Consider the following 19,965-nt stretch of genomic DNA (forward strand, 5'->3'; position numbering starts at 1 on the left):
CCGGTGGTCGTCGCAGGCCGGGCCGGAAGCCCGGGCGTCATGGGGGGCGGGGAGATCGGGGGCGCAGAGATCAGCTGCGGGAAGATCGGCGCCGGTGCGCACGGCGGTCACCGTGCCGCGCGGACCACGACGGCGGAATTGAAGCCGCCGTGGCCCCGTGCCAGGACGAGCGCGGTGCGCACACGGGCCTCGCGCGCCGCGCCGGTGACCAGATCGATGCCGTACTCGGGGGCGCAGTCGACGTGGACGGTCGGTGGGATCACCCCGTCGCGGACGGACAGCAGCGCGGCGGCCACGTCGAGCGATGCCGCCCCGGCCGCCAGCCGGCCGGTCATCGTCTTCGGGGCGGTGACGGCCACCCCGCGGACGCCGAACACGGCGTTGATCGCGTCGGCCTCGACCCGGTCGAGCTCGGGTACGGCGGCGGCATCGGCGAAGACGACGTCCACCTCGTCCGGGGACACGGCCGCGTCGTCCAGGGCGGTCAGGATCGCCCGGCGCAGGCCCGGCTCCCGGGAGCTGCCCGGTTTCGGGTCCATCGTGGCGCCGTAGCCGGCGATCTCGCCGTAGACCCTCCCGCCCCGCCGCCGGGCGGCGGCCACCTCCTCCATCACGAGCAACGCACCGCCCTCACCCGCCACGTGCCCGGAGGCCGTCGGGTCGAAGGGGAGATAGGCGCGTTCGGGGTCGTCCGACGTGCTCATCCGGTCTGCGGCCATCTGCGCGACCCAGCCCCAGGGGCAGAGGGAGCCGTCGACTCCGCCCGAGATGACGAGTCGGGTGCCCTTGCGGATCTGCCGCCGGGTCTGGGCGATGGCGTCCAGCCCGCCGGCCTGGTCGCTGACGACCACGCCGCTGGGGCCGCGCATGCCGTGCCGGATGGAGATCTGGCCGGAGTTGACGGCGTAGAACCAGGCGTAGGACTGGTACGCGCTGACGTACTTGGGCCCCTTGCTCCAGAGGTTCTCCAGTTCGCGCTGGCCGAACTCGAAGCCTCCCGCGGAGCCGGCCGTGATCACCCCGGCGCTGAAGTCCGGCAGCTCGGAGGGCTGTACGCCCGCGTCGTCCAGGGCCCAGGCGGCCGCGACCAGTGACAGCCGCGTCATGTGGTCGGTGGCCGGGATCAGTCTGCTCGGCAGGTGCGCGGCGGCGTCGAGGGACACCTCGCCGGCCAGTTTCGCCGGGTATCCCGACGCGTCGAAGCGGCTGACCTCGGCGATGCCGCTGACCCCTTCGACGGTGGACTTCCAGTACGCGTCGGTGCCCATGCCGTTCGGCGCGATGGCTCCGATGCCGGTCACCCCTATGGGCGTCATGCGGCGTTCCTCTCGGGACGGGACAGCACCATCGCGCTCTGGAAACCGCCGAATCCGCTGCCCACCGTGAGCACGCGGTCGGTCCGCCAGTCGCGTGCCGTCAAGGGCACGTAGTCGAGATCCAGTTCCGGGTCCTGGTGGTGCAGGTTCGCGGTGGGCGGGACCACGTGGTGCTTGATCGCCAGCGCGGAGGCCGCGATCTCGATCGACCCGATCGCCCCGAGCGAGTGGCCCACCATGGACTTGATGGAGCTGACCGGCACCCGGTAGGCGTGCGCGCCCAGGCTGCGCTTGAACGCCGCCGTTTCGTGCCGGTCGTTCTGCTTGGTGCCGGATCCGTGGGCGTTGACGTAGTCGAGGGCGGTGGGGTCGAGTCGCGCCTCGTCCAGCGCTGCGGTGATCGCCTCGGCCATCTCGGCGCCGTCCGCACGCAGTCCGGTCATGTGGAAGGCGTTGCTGCGGTTGGCGTAGCCGACGATCTCGGCGTAGACGGTCGCGCCGCGCTTCAGTGCGCTCTCGTACTCCTCCAGCACGAACACCGCGGCACCCTCGCCGAGCACGAAGCCGTTGCGGGTGCTGTCGTAGGGGCGCGAGGCGTGCTCCGGGTCGTCGTTGTGCACGCTCGTGGCCTTGATCGCGTCGAAGCAGGCGACCGTGATGGGGGAGATCGGGGCCTCGGTCGCACCCGTGATCATCACGTCGGCGGTGCCCTCGCGGATCAGCTCGACCGCGTGGCCCACGGCGTCGATGCCGGACGTGCAGCCGGTGGAGATCACCGTGCTCGGCCCTTCGGCCCCGGTCGCCCAAGCCACCTCGGTGGCGAAGGAGCTGGGTACGAGGTAGTCGTACAGGTGCGGGGTGGTGTAGGTGTGGTCGACCAGGTGGGCCGCACCGTCGTCGCTCACCACCCGGTACTCGTCCTCCAGGCTGGTGGTGGCCCCGACGGCGCTGCCGATCGTCACACCGATCCGGTGCGGCGGAATCTCGGACAGCTCGAGTCCGCTGTCGAGGGCGGCCTCCCGCGCACAGACCACGGCGAACTGGGCCGCCCGGTCCATACGGCGTATCTCCTGCGCGCGCAGGCCGTGTTCGGCCGGGTGGAAGTCGACCTCGGCCGCGATCCGCGAGCGGTACGGCGCCGGATCGAAGTGCGACAGGATCCTCGTCGCCGTACGTCCCTCGCTGATCAGGGACCAGAAGTTCTTGGTGCCGGCACCTCCTGGTGCCAGCACTCCGATACCGGTGATGACCACGCGTCGCCTCATCATCTTTCCCTTCACAGAAACGACAGACAGGTGAATCCGGACATGCTGAGGACCGCTCCCGGAGGGCGGCCGGACGAACGGGTTCAGGGCCGGCGGGCGAGCGGTACGGGCTCGCCGAACCAGCGGCGCAGTGCCTCGCGCAGCGGCACGGGGGCCAGGTCGGTCCACACCACGTGGCCGTCCGGCCGCAGCAGGAACGCGGCTCCGTCCGCGGGGGCCTGCGCACCGTGGGCACCCACGACGCGGACGCGGCCGGTCCAGCCGTCGGCCGCGGCCCGCAGCTGCGCGGCGCGCGACCCGCCCCCGGTCAGATCGAGCAGGACCCCGCGGCCCTCGCGCAGCAGGCGGGCGACGGTCGTGCGGGTACCGTCCGCGGTGAGTTCGAGGTCGGGCAAGCGAGTGCCCAGGTGCGCGGCGCTCTCGCCGCCCTCGCCGCCCACCTCATAGCGCACGTCGAGTCCGCTCAGCATTCCGGCGAACGTGGCCCTGGGCCCGGGCCGGTCCAGGAGCTCGGCGAGCACCTGTCGCACCGGGTCGGCCGCGGCTCCGCCGAACTGCAGCAGCGCTTGCGCGCGTACGTTGTCGATGACCCGGCCGGCCACGGGGTGGCGCTCGTCGTGGTAGCTGTCGAGCAGAGCGGGCGGGGCCCATCCGTGCACCTGCGCGGCGAGCTTCCACCCGAGGTTGGCGGCGTCCTGCAGGCCGAGGTTGAGCGCCTGGCCGCCGATCGGCATGTGGACGTGGGCCGCGTCGCCCGCGAGCAGTACGCGGCCGCGACGGTAGCGGGTGGCCTGCGCCCAGGCGTCGTCGAAGGCGTCCAGCCAGAGCGGGGTGCCGTCGGCGATGTTCTCGCCCGTCACCGTCTCCCAGGCCTCGGCCACCTCGTCGAACGACGGCGGGCCCGTGCGGTGGACCGGGGGGCGGCCCGATGCGTGGACCATCACGCGCGTCACCCCGTCGGCGCGTCGTGCGGAGGCGGCGAAGCCCCGCTCGAAGCGGGTGAACCGATGCCCGGGGACGTCGATCCCGGCCACGTCGGCACGCAGCAGTTCGCGACCGGCGGCGCCCCGGGCGAGCTCGAAGCCCGCCAGGCCGCGCACCGAGCTGTCTGCGCCGTCGCAGCCCACCAGGTACGCGGCGCGCAGGGTGCGGGGGCCGGCGGGCGTGCGGAACTCCGCCACGACTGCGTCGTCGGTGATGTCGAGCCCGTGCAGCTCGTGCTCCCGCCGCAGGTCGACGCCCGAGGCGAGGGCCCGGTCGCCCAGCACCGCCTCGGTACGGAACTGCGGCACCTTCCAGTTGCCCGCGTACCTGCTCCCGGCGGCGCGGGCGTCGAAGGACAGACCGCCGAAGTGGCCGGCCGGCTCGTGTTCCAGCGCGGCGAACTCCTCCACGAGCCCCCGCTGGCCGAGGAGTTCCATCGTGCGGGCACCCAGCTGTGAGGCGCGCGACTCGGTCATGGGTTCGGCCAGCCGGTCGGCGAGCACCACGTTCACCCCGTACTGCCCGAGGTCGCCGGCCAGCAGCAGGCCGACGGGACCGGCGCCGACGACGAGTACCTGGGCGGCCTCGACGGCGGGGCGCGGCGTCACGGCCCCGGCCCCGGGGCGCCGGTGCGTCCGGTCATGAACGGCCCTCGATGTGGGCCTTGGCATGGGCCAGTGTGCTCAGGCTGTTGGTGCCGAGGGCCGTGCGGACCGCCTTGCGCGCCTCGTCGAGCCCGGCGTCCGCACCGAGGACCAGCGCGATGGCGGCCTCGTTGATGACGGCGGTGTGCTGCGAGGTGGCCAGCACGCCCCCGGCGTTCTCCTCGAAGCGCCACTGCCCGGTGTGCAGCGCCAGCAGTGCGGGCAGCTGCGTCTGCTTGTAGACGATGCGGCCGGGGGGCAGGCACACGCGTACCGACCGGGTGGTGTGCACCGTCCCGTCGGGGGCGCGGGTGTCCATCTCGAGGAGCTGCAGCCCGTCCCGGTCCTGCAGCCGCACCCGTGCGACGTGCGGGAGCCGCCGGTCCCACAGATCGGCCCGGTCGATGAAGTCGAAGACCTGCTGCGGCGTTCCCGCGATCTGGGTCGTGTCCTCGAACGACAGGAGGGTCCGGGGCGCGTCGGCGCCCTGTTCCGCGTGGGTCCTCAGGGCCTCCAGCTCCGCGTGGCTGTTGCGGTCGACCGCCGCGGCGATCCACTCCAGCGCGGTCGGATCGTCGTCGACGGCGCGGTAGTCGTGCAGCAGCCGCACGTGGCAGTGCTCGTCCCCCCGGTCCTCGACGATCCAGGCACCGCCCATCGCGGCGACGGGAGGGCTGGAGACCTCCTGCCGGAACTCGATCCGGCCGTCGGCCGGCAGCAGCCGCCGACGTGAGGTCCAGGTCTTCGCCTCGCCGTTCGCCGTGGCCCAGATCCGTATCCGTTCGTGCTCGCCGTTCAGTTCGAGGTGCTCCACGTGGACGCTCGGCGGGAAGAACAGCGGCCAGTTCTCCACCTCCACGAGGAGCTGGTACACCGCCTTGGCCGGGGCGGCGATCGTGATCTCGTGCTGGACTTCGTGGACCTGTGGTCCGGACATCGTGTCTCCCTGCTCGTTCGGGGAATCGTGCTCTCAGGCGGAATTGACCAGCTCGAGGAAGCCGCGGGGGGTGGTCGCGGCGGTCACGGCGTCGTCGGTCAGCTGGATGCCGTACTCGCGGGAGATGACCGCGGCGGTCTCCAGCAGTGCGAGGGAGTCGTATCCGAGGTCGGTGAACAGCGCGTCCAGGATGTCGCCGTCCATGTCGACGCTCTCGTCCGCGCCGGCGGCGCCGAGCAGGATCCGCTTGAGGTCGGCGAGGGTGAACGCGGTGGCTTGCATCAGGGCTTCCTCTCCCATGACTACTGCTCCCAGTGGTAGAACCGCTGTGCGATGGCGTCGGCGGGCGATCGCCACGTCGCGGGGTCGTATGCGGTGATGTGCTGCTTGAGGTCCTCGCTGATCCCCACGAAGAGGGGGTGCGAGCGTGCTGCGGCGATCCGGTCGCCGCCGTCGTCGGACTCGAAGTCCTGGAGGTGGAAGTACAGGCCCTGGTAGCTGAAGAGCTGCCGGCGCACCGTTCCCATGTTCCGGGGCATGCCGGTGCGGTCGAAGTCGGCGAAGAGCTTTCCGACCTCGTCGATCGAGCTCGGCTCCAGGCGGGCGACGATCAGGGTGCTGTGCATCGGTTCTTCCTCGTTCCTTGTCACTGGACCGGCCGGGGCCGTCACTGGTGTGCCGGGTGCTCCGTCGTGTGCGCGGGCCGCGGCCCGAACCAGGTGGTGAGCGCCGCCGCGAGGTCTCCTCCGTCGGGCGCCGCCCAGGCGACGTGCCCGTCGGGTCGCAGGAGCAGCGCGCGCGTTCCGCCGAGCCGGCGGTCCTCGGAGGCCGCCGGCACCACGTCGACGTGCTCCGCCCACTCCTCGCCCAGCCGGCGCAGGCCCGGGTCGTCGGCCAGGTCGAGCAGCACGCCCCGTGCGGGGTGCAGCAGCCGTGCGGCCGTGGTGGGGCCCGATCCGGTCCGCAGGTCGCAGTCGGGCATCCGCATCCCGAGCAGCGGGTGCTCCCCGGGGCCGAGGTCGTAGCGGATGTCGAGTCCGCTGACCATGCCGGCGAGGTGCCGGCCGACGGCCTCGTCGCGCAGCAGTTCACCCAGTACGGCGCGGAGCGGCTCCACCTCGCTGCCGCCGAGGTAGAGGAGCCCCTGGGCCCGGGTGTTGGTCAGGACGCGCTCACCCACGGGGTGGCGCTCCTGGTGGTAGGTGTCGAGGAGGGCCGGACCGCTGCTGCCCCTCACCACCGCGGCGAGCTTCCAGCCGAGGTTCACCGCGTCCTGCACCCCGACGCTGAGCCCCTGGCCGCCCGCCGGGAGGTGGATGTGGGCGGCGTCGCCGGCCATCAGCACGCGCCCGCGGCGGTATTCGGTGACGAGCCGGGAGGCGTCGGTGAAGGAGCTGATCCACCGGGCCTCGCCGTGGCCGATGTCCTCGCCGGTGAGCCGCTGCCACGCACCCGCCACCTCGTCGAAGCCGGGCGGCCCCGTACGTTCGCGGGGCGCGGTGCCGCGTTCGCAGACGATGATCCGGTCGACGCCGTCGCCGAGGGCGGCGGCCATGACCATTCCGCCGGGCACCCGCTCCCCGAGGAAGCGCGGCCGGACGTCGGCGCCCGTGATGTCGGCGAGGAACATCTCGCAGGTGGCGTCGTGGCCGGGGAAGTCGAAGCCGGCGGCCTTGCGCACGGTGCTGCGGCCGCCGTCGGCGCCGACGAGGTAGGAGGCGCGGAGCACGCGTTCGCCGTCCGGCCCGGACACCGCGATCTCGACCAGGTCGTCCGTCTGCCGCACGTCGGTGATCTCGTGTCCGCGTACGAGGGTGGCGCCCAGCGAGGTGGCCCACCGCTCCAGCACCGACTCGGTCTCGGTCTGTTCGACGTTGCGCACGCCGAAATGCCCGTCGGGCAGCACGTCGTAGTCCATGGGGATGCCGCCGAAGTGCCCCTTGGTACTGATCTCGGGGTTCTCGAAGTGGTCCAGCAGGCCGCGCTGGGCGAAGACTTCGGTGGCCCGGGCGGTGAATCCGAGTCCGCGGGACTCGGTGACGGGCCCGGCCAGTCTGTCGACGACGATCACATCGATGCCGCCGAGCCGGAGCTCTCCGGCCAGCATGAGGCCGGTCGGTCCCGCTCCGGCCACGATCACGGGTGCGTCGATGTCCTGCTCCCGGCCGGTGCCGCCGGGGACGATGCCGGTTCCGGTCATGCCTTGTAGGTCTCTTCCATTCCGATGAAGTTGTCGGTGATGGTGACGAATCGCCGGGCCATCAGGGGGGACTCGCGCAGCTCCTCGACGAGGCCGTTGTAGGCGGGTACCTCATCGAAATGGACGAGGAAGAAGTTGGTGTGGCGGGCGCCGAACGCCGCCGCCCGGAACGGGCGAATATGGAGGAACTGGGCATGCTTCCCGAGGATCGGGAAGACGTGCTCGGACTCGAACCCATCGCGCTCGGCGGGGTCCATGAGAAACCATTCGGGTTCGAATCGGACGCCGAGAAATGCCGTGTACTTCACGAGAAATCCTCCTTGTGCGACTGCCGGCTCACCGGCTGTTGTGCGGGAATGCAAATAGCGGTGACCATGAGCCGCTCGTCGGCGGCCCACCGCCCGTGGAATATGTCGAGGGGCCCCGCAGTCGCGATCTCCGGGACGGACCGGAGAATGCGGGCGGCGAATCGGCCGCTTTCGGGATCGAAGGTGACATGCGCGTCGCGGAAGCCGATGCGCACTCCGGTCAGCGGAAACCAGGCCTTGTAGACGGCCTCTTTGGCACTGAAGAGCATTCGCCCCCAGTGCACGCGGGGCGCCCCGGCGGTCAGCTCCCTGATGTGCCGGGCCTCGGCGCCGACCGTGATGGCGGCCAGCGCGTCGCCGGACAGCGGCGCGTTGGGCTCGGCGTCGATGCCCACGGCCGCGCCGTCCGCCGCACGCGCCACCACGGCGGCCCTGTAGCCGTTGCAGTGGGTCATGCTTCCGCGTACGCCGGCCGGCCAGCGCGGCTGCCCTTTCACCCCGGGCAGGATGGGGGCCGGCTCCACGCCGATCCGGGCCAGTGCCCCACGGGCCAATGCGCGCACGGTGGTGAACTCCGCGCGGCGCTTCTCGCCGGCCCTGGCCAGGACGGCCTCTTCCTGGGGAAAGAGCCGGGCGTCCAGGTCTTGCCGGGACTCCGCGGCCACGGCCCAGTCAGCTACTATCCGCGCCATCATGCGCACAGCCCTCCCATCGGCCCGTGATGCCCCACCGCGGCCTTGCAGGTGGTGCTATATCCTTGGGAAAATATGCGCGCATACTGAATGCCGCAGCGCAGCGAGAATGAGGGGTAACTCGATGAAGGAAACAGATATTTCACAGGCGGCGGAACAGAGCACGCGCATTCTGGATGAGCTCAGATCATGGGGGGCGAATTACACTGAATTCACGCGCAGATTCGCCACCCATTTGGGGCTGCATTCCACGGACGCCGCCGCACTGGTGGAGATCCTCTACGCCGAGGACCAGAACGCCCCGCTGTCCCTGGCCCGCCTCAGCGAGCGCGTTTCACTGACCTCGGGCGCCACGACGGCACTCGTGGACCGCCTGGAGAAGGCCGGTCACATCGTCAGGACCCGCGGGGAGCACACCGACCGGCGGGTGGTGACCCTGCGCAGCAGCCCGGAGATCGGCCGGCCCGCCTCGGAGTTCTTCCAGCCCTTCTCGGACAGCCTCACCAGGCTGACGGCGCAGTATCCGCCCGAACTGATCGACCGGTTCGAGGAGTTCCTGAAGGACATGCGCGCCACCCTCACTTCGCTGCTCGCCGACGAGTACCGCGAGACGCGCACTCCCGAGCGGTCGTGACGTGGCTCGAACGTCGGCGGTGACCTCGACGGGGTCCGTCGGCGTTCGCCTTCCCTCCCGCGGTCAGAAGTTGCCCAGTCCGCCGCACACGTTGATGGCCTGCGAGGTCACGGAGGCGGCCGTGTCGCTGACGAGGTATCCGACCATTCCCGCCACCTCGTCCACGGTCGAGTAGCGGCCGAGCGGGATCTTCGCCTCGAACCTCTGCAGGATGTCCTCCTCGGTGGTCTCCCAGGCCCGCGCGTAGCCGCTGCGCACGCGCTCCGCCATCGGCGTCTCCACGTACCCCGGGCAGACGGCGTTCACGGTGATGCCGGTCCTGGCCAGTTCGTTTCCGAGGGACTTGGTGAATCCGACGACTCCGTGCTTCGAGGCGGAGTAGGGGGATGCCAGTACGACGCCCTGCTTCCCGGCGGTGGAGGCGATGTTGACGATCCGGCCCCAGCTCTTGTCGCGCATCCCGCCGACCGAGAGCACGTCCCGGGTGATGAGGAAGACGCTGTTGAGGTTCGTGTCGATGACGTGGGACCACGCCTCGTTGGTGAGGTCCGCGGTGACCCCGCCGCCGCCCGTACCTGCGTTGTTGACCAGGATGTCGATGCTGCCGTACCGCTCGACCGCCGCGGTCACCATCGCCCGCACGTCGTCGGCCGAGCGGACGTCGCACGCGGTGCCGTCGGCCTCGTAACCCTGGGAACGCAGGTGCTCGACGGTCCGCTTCACCCCGTCCGCGGTCCTGGCGCACAGGAAGATCCGGTATCCCAGCCCACCGAGGTGGTTGGCGATCGCCAGACCGATGCCGCTGGTGGCTCCGGTGACGATCGCGGTCCTTCCGGCTCCGTTGGCCATGTTCTCTGTCCCCTCCGCATACGAAAGAACGGCCCGGGTCACCGGGCCGTTCCTGTGGGTCGTGGGTCTGGAAAGAGCCTCGGGCTCCGACGCTCAGCGTCGGGCCGGCGCCTGAGCGGCGTCCGAAGGGCACAAGCTTTCCAATGTGAGGACTATGTTCTTCACCCCAGGTCGGATTGTCAAGAGGGGTCGTGCGTCCGGCACATCGGGGGCGGTCGCCCGGGCCGTCGCCCGGGCCGTCACCCGGGCCGCCCGGCTCAGGGAAGCTTCCAGTCCACCGGCTGGGCACCCTGACGGACCAGCAGCTCGTTGGTACGGCTGAACGGCCGCGAGCCGAAGAAACCGCGATCCGCGGACATCGGGGAGGGATGGGCGGACTCGATCGCCGGGAAGCCGTCGAGGAACGGCCGCAGGTTGCGCGCGTCACGGCCCCAGAGCACGGACACCAGCGGCTTGCCGCGCGCGACCAGGGCTCGGATGGCCTGTTCCGTCACTTCCTCCCAGCCCTTGCCCCGGTGGGCCGCGGGCTTGCGGGGCGCCGTGGTGAGCGCCCTGTTGAGCAGCAGCACCCCCTGGCGGGTCCACGGCGTCAGGTCACCGTTGGAGGGACGCGGCAGTCCCAGATCCGTGTGCAGCTCCCGGAAGATGTTCTCCAGGCTGCCGGGCAGCGGACTGACCTCGGGCGCGACGGCGAAGCTGTGCCCGATGGCCATGCCCGGGGTCGGGTACGGGTCCTGTCCCATGATCAGGACGCGCACCTCGTCGAACGGCTGCTGGAAAGCGCGCAGGACGTGTGCTCCGGCCGGCAGATAGGTGCGCCCCGCCGCGATCTCCGCCCGCAGGAAGTCACCCATCGCGGCGACACGTCCGGCCACGGGTTCCAGCGCTTTCGCCCATCCGGGCTCGACAAGTTGGTTCAATGGGAGAGCTGCCACAACACGTCACTCTACTGGCGGACAAGGAGCGACGACGCACCCCTGCGCCGAAGATCGAATCACATCGGTCCGGCCTCGGGGCCGGAGGCGCCGACGGACGGCAGGCGCACGGTCCGTGAACAGGTGCTCGCGGTGCGTCAGTTGAACGTATCTGTTATTCACCGGATAAATACGGACAGATGCCGCCGGACAAGGCCCTGCCCGAACACCATGTTCCGATAAGCCAGTAGCATGCGGCGCCATGAGCTCCCCCACTGGGCCCGCAAATGGCCTGCCCGTACGAATGCCGCGACCCCGCCAGACCGGACGGCACCGCCGGCCCGAGCCCGCGGTGGCGCCCGAGGGCGCGCCCGCGCTGGTGCTCGCCGTGCCCGGTGCACCCTCGGCCGCCTGGCGAGGGCTCGCGGAAGAGATCATCAGCATCGGCCGCTCCGAGCTGCCGGGCCTCGACGCCCGCATCGGCTTCCTCGAGGGTGACGACGCCTCCGAGTTCCCGTCCCTGTCCGGTGTGCTGACCGCCGTCGCGACCGAGCGTGTCGCGCGTGCGGAGTTCGCCCGCGCCGCCGGCCACGAAGTGCCCGCGCCGACCGGCCCGGACGCCGTGGTCGTACCGCTGCTGGCCGGCCCCGACAGCGATCTCCTCCGCCGGATCCGCCAGGCACTGATGGACTCCTCGGCCGCCGCCGAGCTGGCCGACGTGCTCGGCCCGCACCCGCTGCTCGCCGAGGGCCTGCACGTGCGGCTGTCCGAGGCGGGGCTGGCCCGCGCCGACCGCGCCCGGCTCTTCACCGTGACCACCGCCGCCGACGGCATCGTCCTGGCCACCACCGGTGGCGAGGAGGCCGTACAGGCCGCCGGGATCACGGGCATGCTGCTGGCCGCCCGGCTCGCCGTGCCCGTCAAGGCCGCGGCGCTCGACCAGGAGGGCTCGGTGGCCGCGGTCGCCGACCAGCTGCGCCGCGAGGGCTCCACCCTGCTCGCGCTCGCCCCGTACCTGATCGGCCCGGAGGCGGCCGACGGGCTGCTCGAGAGTGCCCGCAAGGAGGCCGACTGCGCCGTCTCCGAGCCGCTCGGCGCCTACGGTGCGCTCGGCAAGCTGGCCGTCGCGCAGTACACCGCGGCTCTCGGGATCACCCAGGACGCCGCCGCGCACTGACCCGCCCGTACGACGGAAAGGGCCCCCGCCGGCCACGGTCCCCCGTGGCCGGCGGGGGCCCTTTCACGTGCCGCGTGCGCACCTCAGGCAAGAACCACGCAGGTGGCCGCGGGAACGGCCAGTGAGCCGGCCCGGTGCGGCTGCCCGGTCAGCGGGTCCACATCGAACCAGGTGACGTCCCCCGAGTGCTCGTTGGCCGCGTACAGCCGGCTCCCCGAGTGGTCGACGGCGAGATCGCGCGGCCAGGCGCCGCCGGATGCCACGGCGCCCGTGAGCCGCGGCTTCCCGGGCCCGTCGGCGAGGGAGAGGGTGACGACGGCGTCCGCCCCGCGGACGGCCGCCCAGAGGAACCGTCCACCGGGCGAGGCGACGATCGCCGAGGGGTAGGCCCGTACGCCCCCTGAGACGCCCGGGGAAGCCACCGGAGCCTCGCCGACCGGTTCCAGTCGCCCGGACGCCCCGTTCCACCGGCAGACGGTCACCTGCGGCTCCAGCTCGTGGAGTACGTAGACCATGGCGCCCTCGGGATGGAAGGCGAGGTGGCGCGGCCCGGTCCCGGCGCGCAGCGCGGTCTCGGTGTGCACCCGGAGCGCCCCGGTGGCCGGGTCGAGCGCGTAGACGCGTACCGAATCGGTGCCGAGGTCCACGCTGAGCACCCAGCGGCCGCTCGGGTCGGGCAGCACCTGATGGGCGTGCGGGCCCTCCTGCCGGTCGGAGTCGAGGCCTGAGCCCCGGTGCGACAGCACATGGGCCGGGCCGCCCGGGCTGCCGTCGGCGGCGATCGGGAGGCTGCTCACGCTGCCGGAGGTGTAGTTGGCGGTGAGCAGCCTTCCCCCGGCCAGGCTCAGGTGGGTGGGCCCGGAGCCTCCGACACGGACGGACGCCCCGAGGGGGGCGAGCCCTTGCGCGGTGGGCCGGAAGGCGGTGACCGCTCCCCGCTCGGTCTCGTTCACCGCGTAGAGCACCCCGGTGGCGGGGGCGAGGGCGAGGTACGAGGGGTCCTCGGCGGCGGTGACCGAGAGGGGGGTCAGGGCTCCGGTCTTCGGGTCCACGGCCGCGGTGGTGACACCGCGGCCTCCCGACGAGGTGAACGAGCCGATGTGGGCGCGGTGTTCGCCGCTCCGCCCCATGCTGTCGCCGCTCACTGGAAGCCCCTCTCACTGCCGCCGGATCCGTCCGGAACCGACGGTAACAGAAGGTCTAGACCAAATCCCGTCCCCGGGCCCGCTCCTGCGCGCCGGGGTGGTGGACGTACGAGGTGCTGCTGCTGCGGTCCTCGTAGGTGCGGTGGAAGACCGGGGTCGCGGAACCGGAGATCGGCGGCACGATCCAGGACCAGTCCGCGCCCACCTCGCGCCCTTTGCGCTCCTCCCGTTCCATGTGGGACAGGAAGCGCCGGGACTCGGTGTGGTGGTCGGCGATGGTCACCCCCGCGCGGTCGAAGGAGTGCAGGACCGCCCGGTTCAGTTCGACGAGCGCGCGGTCCTTCCAGAGGGAGCGGTCGCTGGAGGTGTCCAGCCCCAGGCGGCGCGCGACGGCGGGCAGGAGGTTGTACCGGTCGGTGTCGGCGAGGTTGCGCGCGCCGATCTCGGTGCCCATGTACCAGCCGTTGAACGGCGCGGCCGGGTAGTGGATGCCGCCGATCTCCAGGCACATGTTGGAGATGGCGGGTACGGCGTGCCAGCGCAGCCCCCAGTCCGCCCAGCCGTCGCCGTCGGGGTGGCCGATCGGCACCTCCAGGACGGCGTCGGCGGGGGTGTCGAACCAGCGGGGCTTGTCGTCGACGCCCTGCACCACCAGGGGGAGGAGGTCGAAGGGGGTTCCCGCGCCGCCGGACCAGCCGAGCTGGAGCAGGGCCCCGGTGAGCGGGGCGTTGCGGGCGTCCCCCACGGTTATGGAGGGGTGGTCGCCGTAGCCCGCGTACCTGATCAGCTGTTCGCTCCAGATCAGGGGGCCGGGGCGGCCCGGGGCGTCCGGGGCGAAGACGGTGATCGTGGGCCGGACCCTGCCTCCGTTCGTCGCCTCGCGCAGGTGGTCGAAGCACTCGGCGGCGATGGTGTCGGCGTCGGTGAGCCCGCGGCGGTCGCGGACCCGCAGCGAGTTCCAGTAGAGCCGGCCTATGCAGCGGTTACTGTTGCGCCAGGCCACTCTGGCCCCGTGGACGAGTTCCTCGGGGGTGTGCACATAACTGCCGGTCTCAGCGAGCTCGGCCCTCACGGCGGCGAGCCGGGCGCGCGGATCGCCGGAGTCCGCGTTCTCCCTGTGGAAGAGTCGGATGAACTCCTCGGCCGCTTCCCACACCTGGGCGGTGGTGGAGCGCTGTTGAAGAATTTCCATTCCGGGCCGGTACCCCCTGTCCGAGCAGATCCACCCTGTACATGCCGGATGAATGTGCAATAAACAATTACCCGTTGTACCTGTCGCAGGTCAGCCCCGTGGGAATGGCAGGTTCGGAACACTCCTCCGAGTGATCCTCATGGATTGGGCTGCGGTAGCGGGCGCGGCGGCGTAAGATCCGGCGCGTTCCGGGAGTTGGCCGCGCGCCGGGCTCTCATCGGACGCGCCGGGCACCGGGGCGCGCCCCCGGGACGGCCTTCAGCTGCAGGGGCGGCTCATGTAGAGCGCCTGTTCGCCCGTCGCGGGCGTGCCGCCGTACAGGGCGGTGTCGAGGCCGCAGAAGGTGAACCCCATGCGCCGGTAGGCGTGCACGGCCGGGGCGTTGACCGAGCTGACCTCCAGCCACAGGTGCTCCGCGCCCCGTTCGCGGGCGAACCGGTCCGCGCAGTCCATCAGCGCGCGGCCGATGCCGCGGCCCCGGTGACCGGGAGAGACCTCGATGTCCTCGATCGTCAGCCGCCGGTTCCACGCGGCGTACCCGACGGCGGCGAAGCCGCACAGCAGGCCGCCGTCGAGGGCGACGAAGGTCCGCGCGTCGGCCTCCGAGTCCTTGCCGCCGCCGAAGCCCTGCTCGTCGTGCTCCTCGGGCGGGAACACCTTGTGCACGGGCGGGTCCACCGGGACCTCGCGCAGCAGGAAGCCGAATCCGGCGCCGGCTCCCGGGTCGGGGGCGCTCACCTCGAAGACCGTGGCGGTGGTGAAGGAGCTGTCCAGGGCCTCGATGGCGCCGGCGTCCTCGGGGCGGGCGAGGCGGTAGACGATTCCGTCGGCGTCGGCCGGGCCGTGTGCGGTGGTCATGAGATCCACCGTACGCAAAAAATCCCCCGGCCGAATTGGCTGCCGAGGGATGGGAGAGCGTATATTCAATGATTCGCGACTTCGTTGAAAAACGGAGCCACGAGGAAGCTTACGAGGACACTGTATCGCGGCAGGAGTGCAATTGTCAACCGAGGAATTCCGGAAAGAGCAGCAATTCGTCACCGACCTCTATCTGCGCCTCGACGGCCTGCGTGACCAGGCCGAACGTGCGGTCGAAGGCGCGCTGCGCGATGTCGGTACCGGGTTCCAGGCCCGGCTGGAGCGGGATGTCCTGGTCGCCGAGCAGTCCGGCCTGCTTTCCGCTCTGAATGCGGGCGAGAACGGCCTGTGTTTCGGCCGTCTGGAGTTCTCCGACGGCCGCGACCATCACATCGGGCGACTCGGAATCCGAGCCGACGACGCGGACCGCACGCCCCTGGTCCTGGATTGGCGCGCGGACGTGGCCCGCCCCTTCTACCTCGCCACCGGCCACACCCCCATGGGGCTGCGCCGCCGCCGGCACATCAGCAGCCGGGGGCGCGTGGTCACCGCCCTGCACGACGAGATCCTCGACCTGACCGACGCGGAGCGCACCGGCCACGAGGGCGCCGACGCGGACGCCGTGCTGCTCGCCGCGCTCGACGCCGCCCGGACCGGCCGGATGCACGACATCGTCCGCACCATCCAGGCCGAGCAGGACCGGATCATCCGCTCCACGCACCGCGGGGTGCTCGTCGTCGAGGGCGGGCCGGGCACCGGCAAGACCGCCGTCGCCCTGCACCGCGCCGCGTACCTGCTGTACGCGCACCGGGAGCTGCTCGCCAAACGCGGTGTGCTGATCGTCGGACCGGGCCCGGCGTTCCTGGGCTACATCGGCGGGGTCCTCCCGGCGCTCGGCGAGACGGGCGTGCTGCTGGCCACTGTGGGGGAGCTCTTCCCGGGCGTGCACGCGACCGGCACCGACCGCCCGGGCGCCGCCGCGGTGAAGGGCCGTGCCTCGATGGCGGAGGTCCTCGCCCGGGTGGTGGCCGACCGGCAGTGTCTGCCGGAGACCGTGCCCGCGGACACCGGCGAGGAGTACGACACGGTGCCCGAGCCGGCGCTGGAGATCGACCACGAGGAGTACGGGACCCTGCTGCTGGACCGCACCATGGCGTACGAGGCGCGGGACCGGGCCCGGGCCACGGGCCTCCCGCACAATCAGGCGCGCCCCTCCTTCGCCTTCCCGATCATCGACGCGCTCACCGCGCAGCTCGCCGACCGGCTGGGCGCCGATCCGTACGGCGGGCCGAACCTGCTCGGCTCGGACGACATCGCGCAGCTCGGCAAGGAGATCGCGACGAGCTCCGCCGTGCACGCGGCGATCGACTCTCTGTGGCCGTCCCTCACCCCCGAGCGGCTGATCGCCGACTTCCTGGCGGACCCGACTCACCTGCCCGCGCACGAGGCGGACCTCATCCGGCGCGCGCCCTCGGCCCGGCCGGACTGGACCCCGGCCGACGTGCCGCTGCTGGACGAGGCGGCCGAGCTGCTCGGAGAGGACGACAGCGCCCGGCGCGCCGCCGAGGAGCGGGACCGGCAGCGGCGCATCGCCTACGCGCAGGGGGTGCTGGACCTGTCCGAGGGCTCGCAGTCGTACGAGTTCGAGGACGAGGAGAACGAGTTCCTCGCGGCCCACGACATCATCGACGCGGAGCGGATGGCCGAGCGCCACGAGGAGGACGACCACCGCAGCACCGCCGAGCGGGCCGCGGCCGACCGCACCTGGGCCTTCGGGCACGTCATCGTGGACGAGGCGCAGGAGCTGTCCGCGATGGCGTGGCGGCTGCTGATGCGGCGCTGCCCGACCCGGTCGATGACGCTGGTCGGCGATCCGGCCCAGACGGCCGACGAGGCGGGCTGCGGCTCGTGGGAGCGGATCCTCGCGCCGTACGTGGGCGAGCGCTGGGAGCTGGTCCGGCTGGGGGTCAACTACCGCACCCCGGCCGAGATCATGGACGTGGCGGCGGCCGTGCTGCGGACGCGCGATCCCGGCTTCGAACCGCCGCGTTCGGTGCGGAGCACCGGGGTGCGGCCGTGGGCGCGGGCGACCGACGACCTCGCGGGGGCGACCCGGGAGGCCGTGGAGCGGGAGCTGCCGGCCGAGGGGCGGCTCGCGGTGATCGCGCCACGGGCCCGGCACGCCGCGCTGGCCCCCGTACTGCCGGGGGTACGGGAGGGCGCGGAGCCGGACCTGACCGGGAAGGTGGTCCTGCTGGACCCGCGCCAGGCCAAGGGGCTGGAGTTCGACACGGTGATCGTGGTGGAGCCGGCCGAGCTGCGGCCGAGCGACCTGTACGTGGCGCTGACCCGGGCGACCCAGGCCCTCGGCGTGGTGCACACCGCCGGCCGGCTGCCGGCGGGGCTGACGGACGGGCCCGGGGAGCGCCTGCTCAGGCGCTGATGACGAGGGGCGCCCGGGGGTCGGTGCGCAGCGGCGTCGCGAGGGCCACGAGGGTGTGCTCCAGGCCGTGCAGGTGGGCGAGGGCCGGTTCCGCCGCCGCGGGCCGCGGGTGCGGCACGGTGGCGGGTCCGGAGGCTCCGCGCGGGGCGGTCAGGGCCTCCACCGCCGCCTCCACGCGCCAGCAGGCGGCGGCCAGCCGGGCGTCGTGGGAGGCCTGCGGGTCGGCGGCGACGGCGACCAGCCCGCGCACGTCCCGGGCGCAGTCGTCCAGCAGGGAGAGCACCTGCCTGGCGCGGGCCTTGCGGGCGCGCAGCGGGCTCAGCGGGTGGACGAGCGGTGCGAGGGCCATCCGTACCCGGCCCAGCAGCAGCTCCAGTTCGGCGGCGTGCGGGGCGGGGTCGGCGTCCGGGTCTCCCGCGAGGCGGTCCAGGGCGGCCGCGGTGGAGGCGCGTACGCAGTGCAGGGCGCGCTGGATCCAGGCGTCGTTGGCGGCGTGGGTGGTGACCGGCAGGATGATCACGACGGCGAGGGCGGCGCCGAGCGCGCCGATCGCGGTCTCCTGGAAGCGCAGGAGCAGCAGTCCGGGGTGCAGGACGCCGAGGAGGCCGTAGAGCAGGCCGGCCATGACGGTGACGAAGAACATCATCCAGGAGTACGAGGGCGCGGCCGTGTAGAAGATCCCGAAGACGCATACGGCGACCAGTGCGGCGGTGGGCAGCGGCGCGCCGTGCAGCGGGACGGCGATCAGCAGCCCGGCGGCGATGCCGACGACGGTGCCGAGGACCCGGCGGAAGCCCCGTACGAGGGTCTCGCCGCGGGAGGTGGTGTTCACGAAGATCCACCACGAGGTGCCGACGGCCCAGTACCAGCGGTCGTCGGAGAGCGCCTGGCCGATGCCGAGCGCGAAGGCGCAGGCGGCGGTGGCCTGGAAGGCCTGCCGGGTGGTGGGCCGCGCGAGCCCGGTTCCGGGCAGGCCGGGCGGGGCTGCGGGGGGCGGGGTGCGCCGCTCGATGGGCCAGAGCAGGAAGCGCACGGCGCCGGAGGCGAGGAGCGCCAGCCCGACCGCGGCGTACAGCTCGGGCAGCTGTCCGGGCACGGCGTGCAGGAACTGGGTGACGAAGAACATCATGAAGCCGAAGATCCCGAGGGCGTGTCCGCGCGGGCCGAAGCGGCGCGCGTACACCCCGGCGAACACGACGGCCAGGAAGGCGGCGTCGCGGGCGAGCGGGATCCCGTGCAGGGTGGTGGCGAGGGCGAGGACGGGGAACCCGGCGACGGGCAGCAGGGCGGTGGTCAGGCGCTGGGCGCGGACGTGTCCGTCGAGCACGGTGAAGAGGGCGAGCAGGGCCGCCAGTCCCCCGGTGATGGCGGCGGTCAGGGAGAGACCGCAGATTTCGGCGAGGGCGACGGCGGCGGCGACGCCGATCACCGCGCGGGCCGAGTTCCGCAGTCTCATGCGCCCCGGATCCGGAGCAACGAACATCCTCTTCACGGCGGTGTGCCGCCCCCCTCGCAGGTGATGCGCGCCGGTCCGGCGCCGCCCGGGGTGGTGGGCGGCTGACGGGCACGGCGAAGGCGCCGCGCTCCGGAACCGGCCTCGTTGCCGTCCGGCGCTGCGCGGCGCCGTAAGTACATGGATACGCCACAGATAACCATCCGGAGGCCCACTGGCTCAACCGGACCCTCGACGACTGGGCCATTGGTACAGCTCTGCAGCACATTTGTCGGCCATGGGTCTGCCAACGGTCCAGCCCTGGGAGGGCCCTCGGTGCACCCGCGTCACCACCCCCGGCGGGACGCCGCGCTCCGGCCGGTTACTCAGCCCCGGCCGACTCTCGTCGGCGTGACCACGCGCTGTTATCGTGCAGCGACCCGCGGGGCGTACGGAAGGGGACCGACGTTGACGCGAAGGGTGGAGTCCGGGCAGGCCGAGGCGTTCAGCCGGGCCGCCGTGGCGGTCTTCCGGCTGAACGGACGGTTCACCGCCGCCCTCGACCGGCTCGCGCTCGCTTCCGGGCTCAGCGCGGCCCGCTGGCAGATACTCAGCACCGTGACGGGGGAGTCACTTTCCGTGTCCGCGGTGGCCCGGCGCGTGGGGACCAGCCGGCAGAGCGTCCAGCGCATAGCGGACCTGCTGGTGCGGCAGGGCCTGGCGGTCTATCTGGACAATCCGGCGCACCGGCGGGCGAAGCTGCTCACCGCCACCGAGCAGGGCGTCGCCGCGAAACGGGAGATCGACTCCTGCCTGGCCGAGCTGGCCCGGCAGCTGTACGCGGGTCTCGGCGGCGAGGACGAGGTGCACCGCACGGCCGAGGTGCTGCGGGGCCTGTCCGGCGCGTTGTCGTCGATCGGTTCCGACGACTCTCCGTGAAGCCCGTGCGCGTGTCCACCGCTATACGGACAAGCT

At 72.3% G+C, this 19,965-nt stretch carries 19 protein-coding genes; 4 read left to right on the forward strand and 15 right to left on the reverse strand.

The window, feature by feature from the left end; translation table 11 throughout:
• Nucleotides 1–107 precede the first annotated feature (107 nt).
• The 9 genes from OG444_RS05980 to OG444_RS06020 form a co-directional block, all read right to left on the reverse strand.
• Entirely contained in the window at nt 108–1,316 is a 1,209-nt protein-coding gene (locus tag OG444_RS05980; RefSeq protein WP_327261132.1) for a ketosynthase chain-length factor, read from the reverse strand.
• Nucleotides 1,313–2,584, reverse strand: a complete 1,272-nt coding sequence (locus tag OG444_RS05985; RefSeq protein ID WP_327261133.1) for a beta-ketoacyl-[acyl-carrier-protein] synthase family protein — start codon at nt 2,582–2,584, stop codon at nt 1,313–1,315. The genes OG444_RS05980 and OG444_RS05985 overlap by 4 nt, the downstream gene beginning before the upstream one ends.
• 80 nt (nt 2,585–2,664) lie before the next feature.
• Entirely contained in the window at nt 2,665–4,173 is a 1,509-nt protein-coding gene (locus tag OG444_RS05990; RefSeq protein ID WP_327261134.1) for an FAD-dependent monooxygenase, read from the reverse strand.
• Between the two features lie 31 nt (nt 4,174–4,204).
• Nucleotides 4,205–5,146, reverse strand: coding sequence for an aromatase/cyclase (locus OG444_RS05995; RefSeq protein ID WP_327261135.1), 942 nt, complete (start codon nt 5,144–5,146; stop codon nt 4,205–4,207).
• Between the two features lie 33 nt (nt 5,147–5,179).
• Nucleotides 5,180–5,428 (reverse strand): acyl carrier protein, encoded by a 249-nt coding sequence (locus tag OG444_RS06000; protein ID WP_327266671.1) that lies wholly within the window; start codon nt 5,426–5,428, stop codon nt 5,180–5,182.
• A 20-nt stretch (nt 5,429–5,448) separates the two neighbouring features.
• Entirely contained in the window at nt 5,449–5,772 is a 324-nt protein-coding gene (locus OG444_RS06005; RefSeq protein ID WP_327261136.1) for a TcmI family type II polyketide cyclase, read from the reverse strand.
• A 41-nt stretch (nt 5,773–5,813) separates the two neighbouring features.
• On the reverse strand, nt 5,814–7,346 hold the full coding sequence (locus OG444_RS06010; protein WP_327261137.1) for an FAD-dependent monooxygenase: 1,533 nt from the start codon (nt 7,344–7,346) through the stop codon (nt 5,814–5,816).
• Nucleotides 7,343–7,654: a darcynin family protein gene (locus tag OG444_RS06015; protein ID WP_327261138.1), complete on the reverse strand. Its 312-nt coding sequence runs from the start codon at nt 7,652–7,654 to the stop codon at nt 7,343–7,345. The genes OG444_RS06010 and OG444_RS06015 overlap by 4 nt, the downstream gene beginning before the upstream one ends.
• Nucleotides 7,651–8,319 carry a 4'-phosphopantetheinyl transferase family protein gene (locus OG444_RS06020; protein ID WP_327261139.1) on the reverse strand — a complete coding sequence of 223 codons (669 nt, stop codon included), beginning with the start codon at nt 8,317–8,319 and terminating at the stop codon, nt 7,651–7,653. Before OG444_RS06020 ends, OG444_RS06015 begins: the two co-directional genes overlap by 4 nt.
• Before the next feature lie 151 nt (nt 8,320–8,470).
• Between OG444_RS06020 and OG444_RS06025 the strand changes: the two genes are divergently transcribed.
• Nucleotides 8,471–8,980, forward strand: a complete 510-nt coding sequence (locus tag OG444_RS06025; RefSeq protein WP_327261140.1) for a MarR family winged helix-turn-helix transcriptional regulator — start codon at nt 8,471–8,473, stop codon at nt 8,978–8,980.
• A 63-nt stretch (nt 8,981–9,043) separates the two neighbouring features.
• Here OG444_RS06025 and OG444_RS06030 read toward each other — a convergent pair whose 3' ends face one another.
• Nucleotides 9,044–9,829 (reverse strand): SDR family NAD(P)-dependent oxidoreductase, encoded by a 786-nt coding sequence (locus OG444_RS06030; protein WP_327261141.1) that lies wholly within the window; start codon nt 9,827–9,829, stop codon nt 9,044–9,046.
• Nucleotides 9,830–10,086: 257 nt separating this feature from the next.
• Entirely contained in the window at nt 10,087–10,764 is a 678-nt protein-coding gene (locus OG444_RS06035) for a uracil-DNA glycosylase (protein WP_327261142.1), read from the reverse strand.
• Nucleotides 10,765–11,005: 241 nt separating this feature from the next.
• Here OG444_RS06035 and OG444_RS06040 point away from each other — a divergent pair, with 241 nt between their 5' ends.
• Nucleotides 11,006–11,920: a sirohydrochlorin chelatase gene (locus OG444_RS06040; protein ID WP_327261143.1), complete on the forward strand. Its 915-nt coding sequence runs from the start codon at nt 11,006–11,008 to the stop codon at nt 11,918–11,920.
• A gap of 83 nt (nt 11,921–12,003) precedes the next feature.
• Here OG444_RS06040 and OG444_RS06045 read toward each other — a convergent pair whose 3' ends face one another.
• From OG444_RS06045 to OG444_RS06055, 3 genes are all read right to left on the reverse strand, one after another.
• Entirely contained in the window at nt 12,004–13,050 is a 1,047-nt protein-coding gene (locus tag OG444_RS06045) for a lactonase family protein (protein ID WP_327266672.1), read from the reverse strand.
• A 70-nt stretch (nt 13,051–13,120) separates the two neighbouring features.
• Entirely contained in the window at nt 13,121–14,257 is a 1,137-nt protein-coding gene (locus OG444_RS06050; RefSeq protein ID WP_327261144.1) for a nitric oxide synthase oxygenase, read from the reverse strand.
• Between the two features lie 258 nt (nt 14,258–14,515).
• The gene (locus tag OG444_RS06055) at nt 14,516–15,115 is read right to left on the reverse strand and encodes a GNAT family N-acetyltransferase (RefSeq protein WP_327261145.1); all 600 of its coding nucleotides are present in this window, start codon (nt 15,113–15,115) and stop codon (nt 14,516–14,518) included.
• 142 nt (nt 15,116–15,257) lie between these two features.
• Here OG444_RS06055 and OG444_RS06060 point away from each other — a divergent pair, with 142 nt between their 5' ends.
• The gene (locus tag OG444_RS06060; RefSeq protein ID WP_327261146.1) at nt 15,258–17,558 is read left to right on the forward strand and encodes a HelD family protein; all 2,301 of its coding nucleotides are present in this window, start codon (nt 15,258–15,260) and stop codon (nt 17,556–17,558) included.
• Here the strand turns inward: OG444_RS06060 and OG444_RS06065 are convergent.
• On the reverse strand, nt 17,548–19,041 hold the full coding sequence (locus OG444_RS06065) for an FUSC family protein (RefSeq protein ID WP_327261147.1): 1,494 nt from the start codon (nt 19,039–19,041) through the stop codon (nt 17,548–17,550). The genes OG444_RS06060 and OG444_RS06065 overlap by 11 nt on opposite strands.
• A 417-nt stretch (nt 19,042–19,458) precedes the next feature.
• Here OG444_RS06065 and OG444_RS06070 point away from each other — a divergent pair, with 417 nt between their 5' ends.
• A complete protein-coding gene (locus OG444_RS06070) occupies nt 19,459–19,929 on the forward strand; it encodes a MarR family winged helix-turn-helix transcriptional regulator (RefSeq protein ID WP_327261148.1) in 471 nt (156 codons plus the stop codon).
• The last annotated feature ends 36 nt before the right edge of the window (nt 19,930–19,965 follow it).

It is taken from the genome of Streptomyces sp. NBC_01232, assembly GCF_035989885.1.
Taxonomy (GTDB): Bacteria; Actinomycetota; Actinomycetes; order Streptomycetales; family Streptomycetaceae; genus Streptomyces.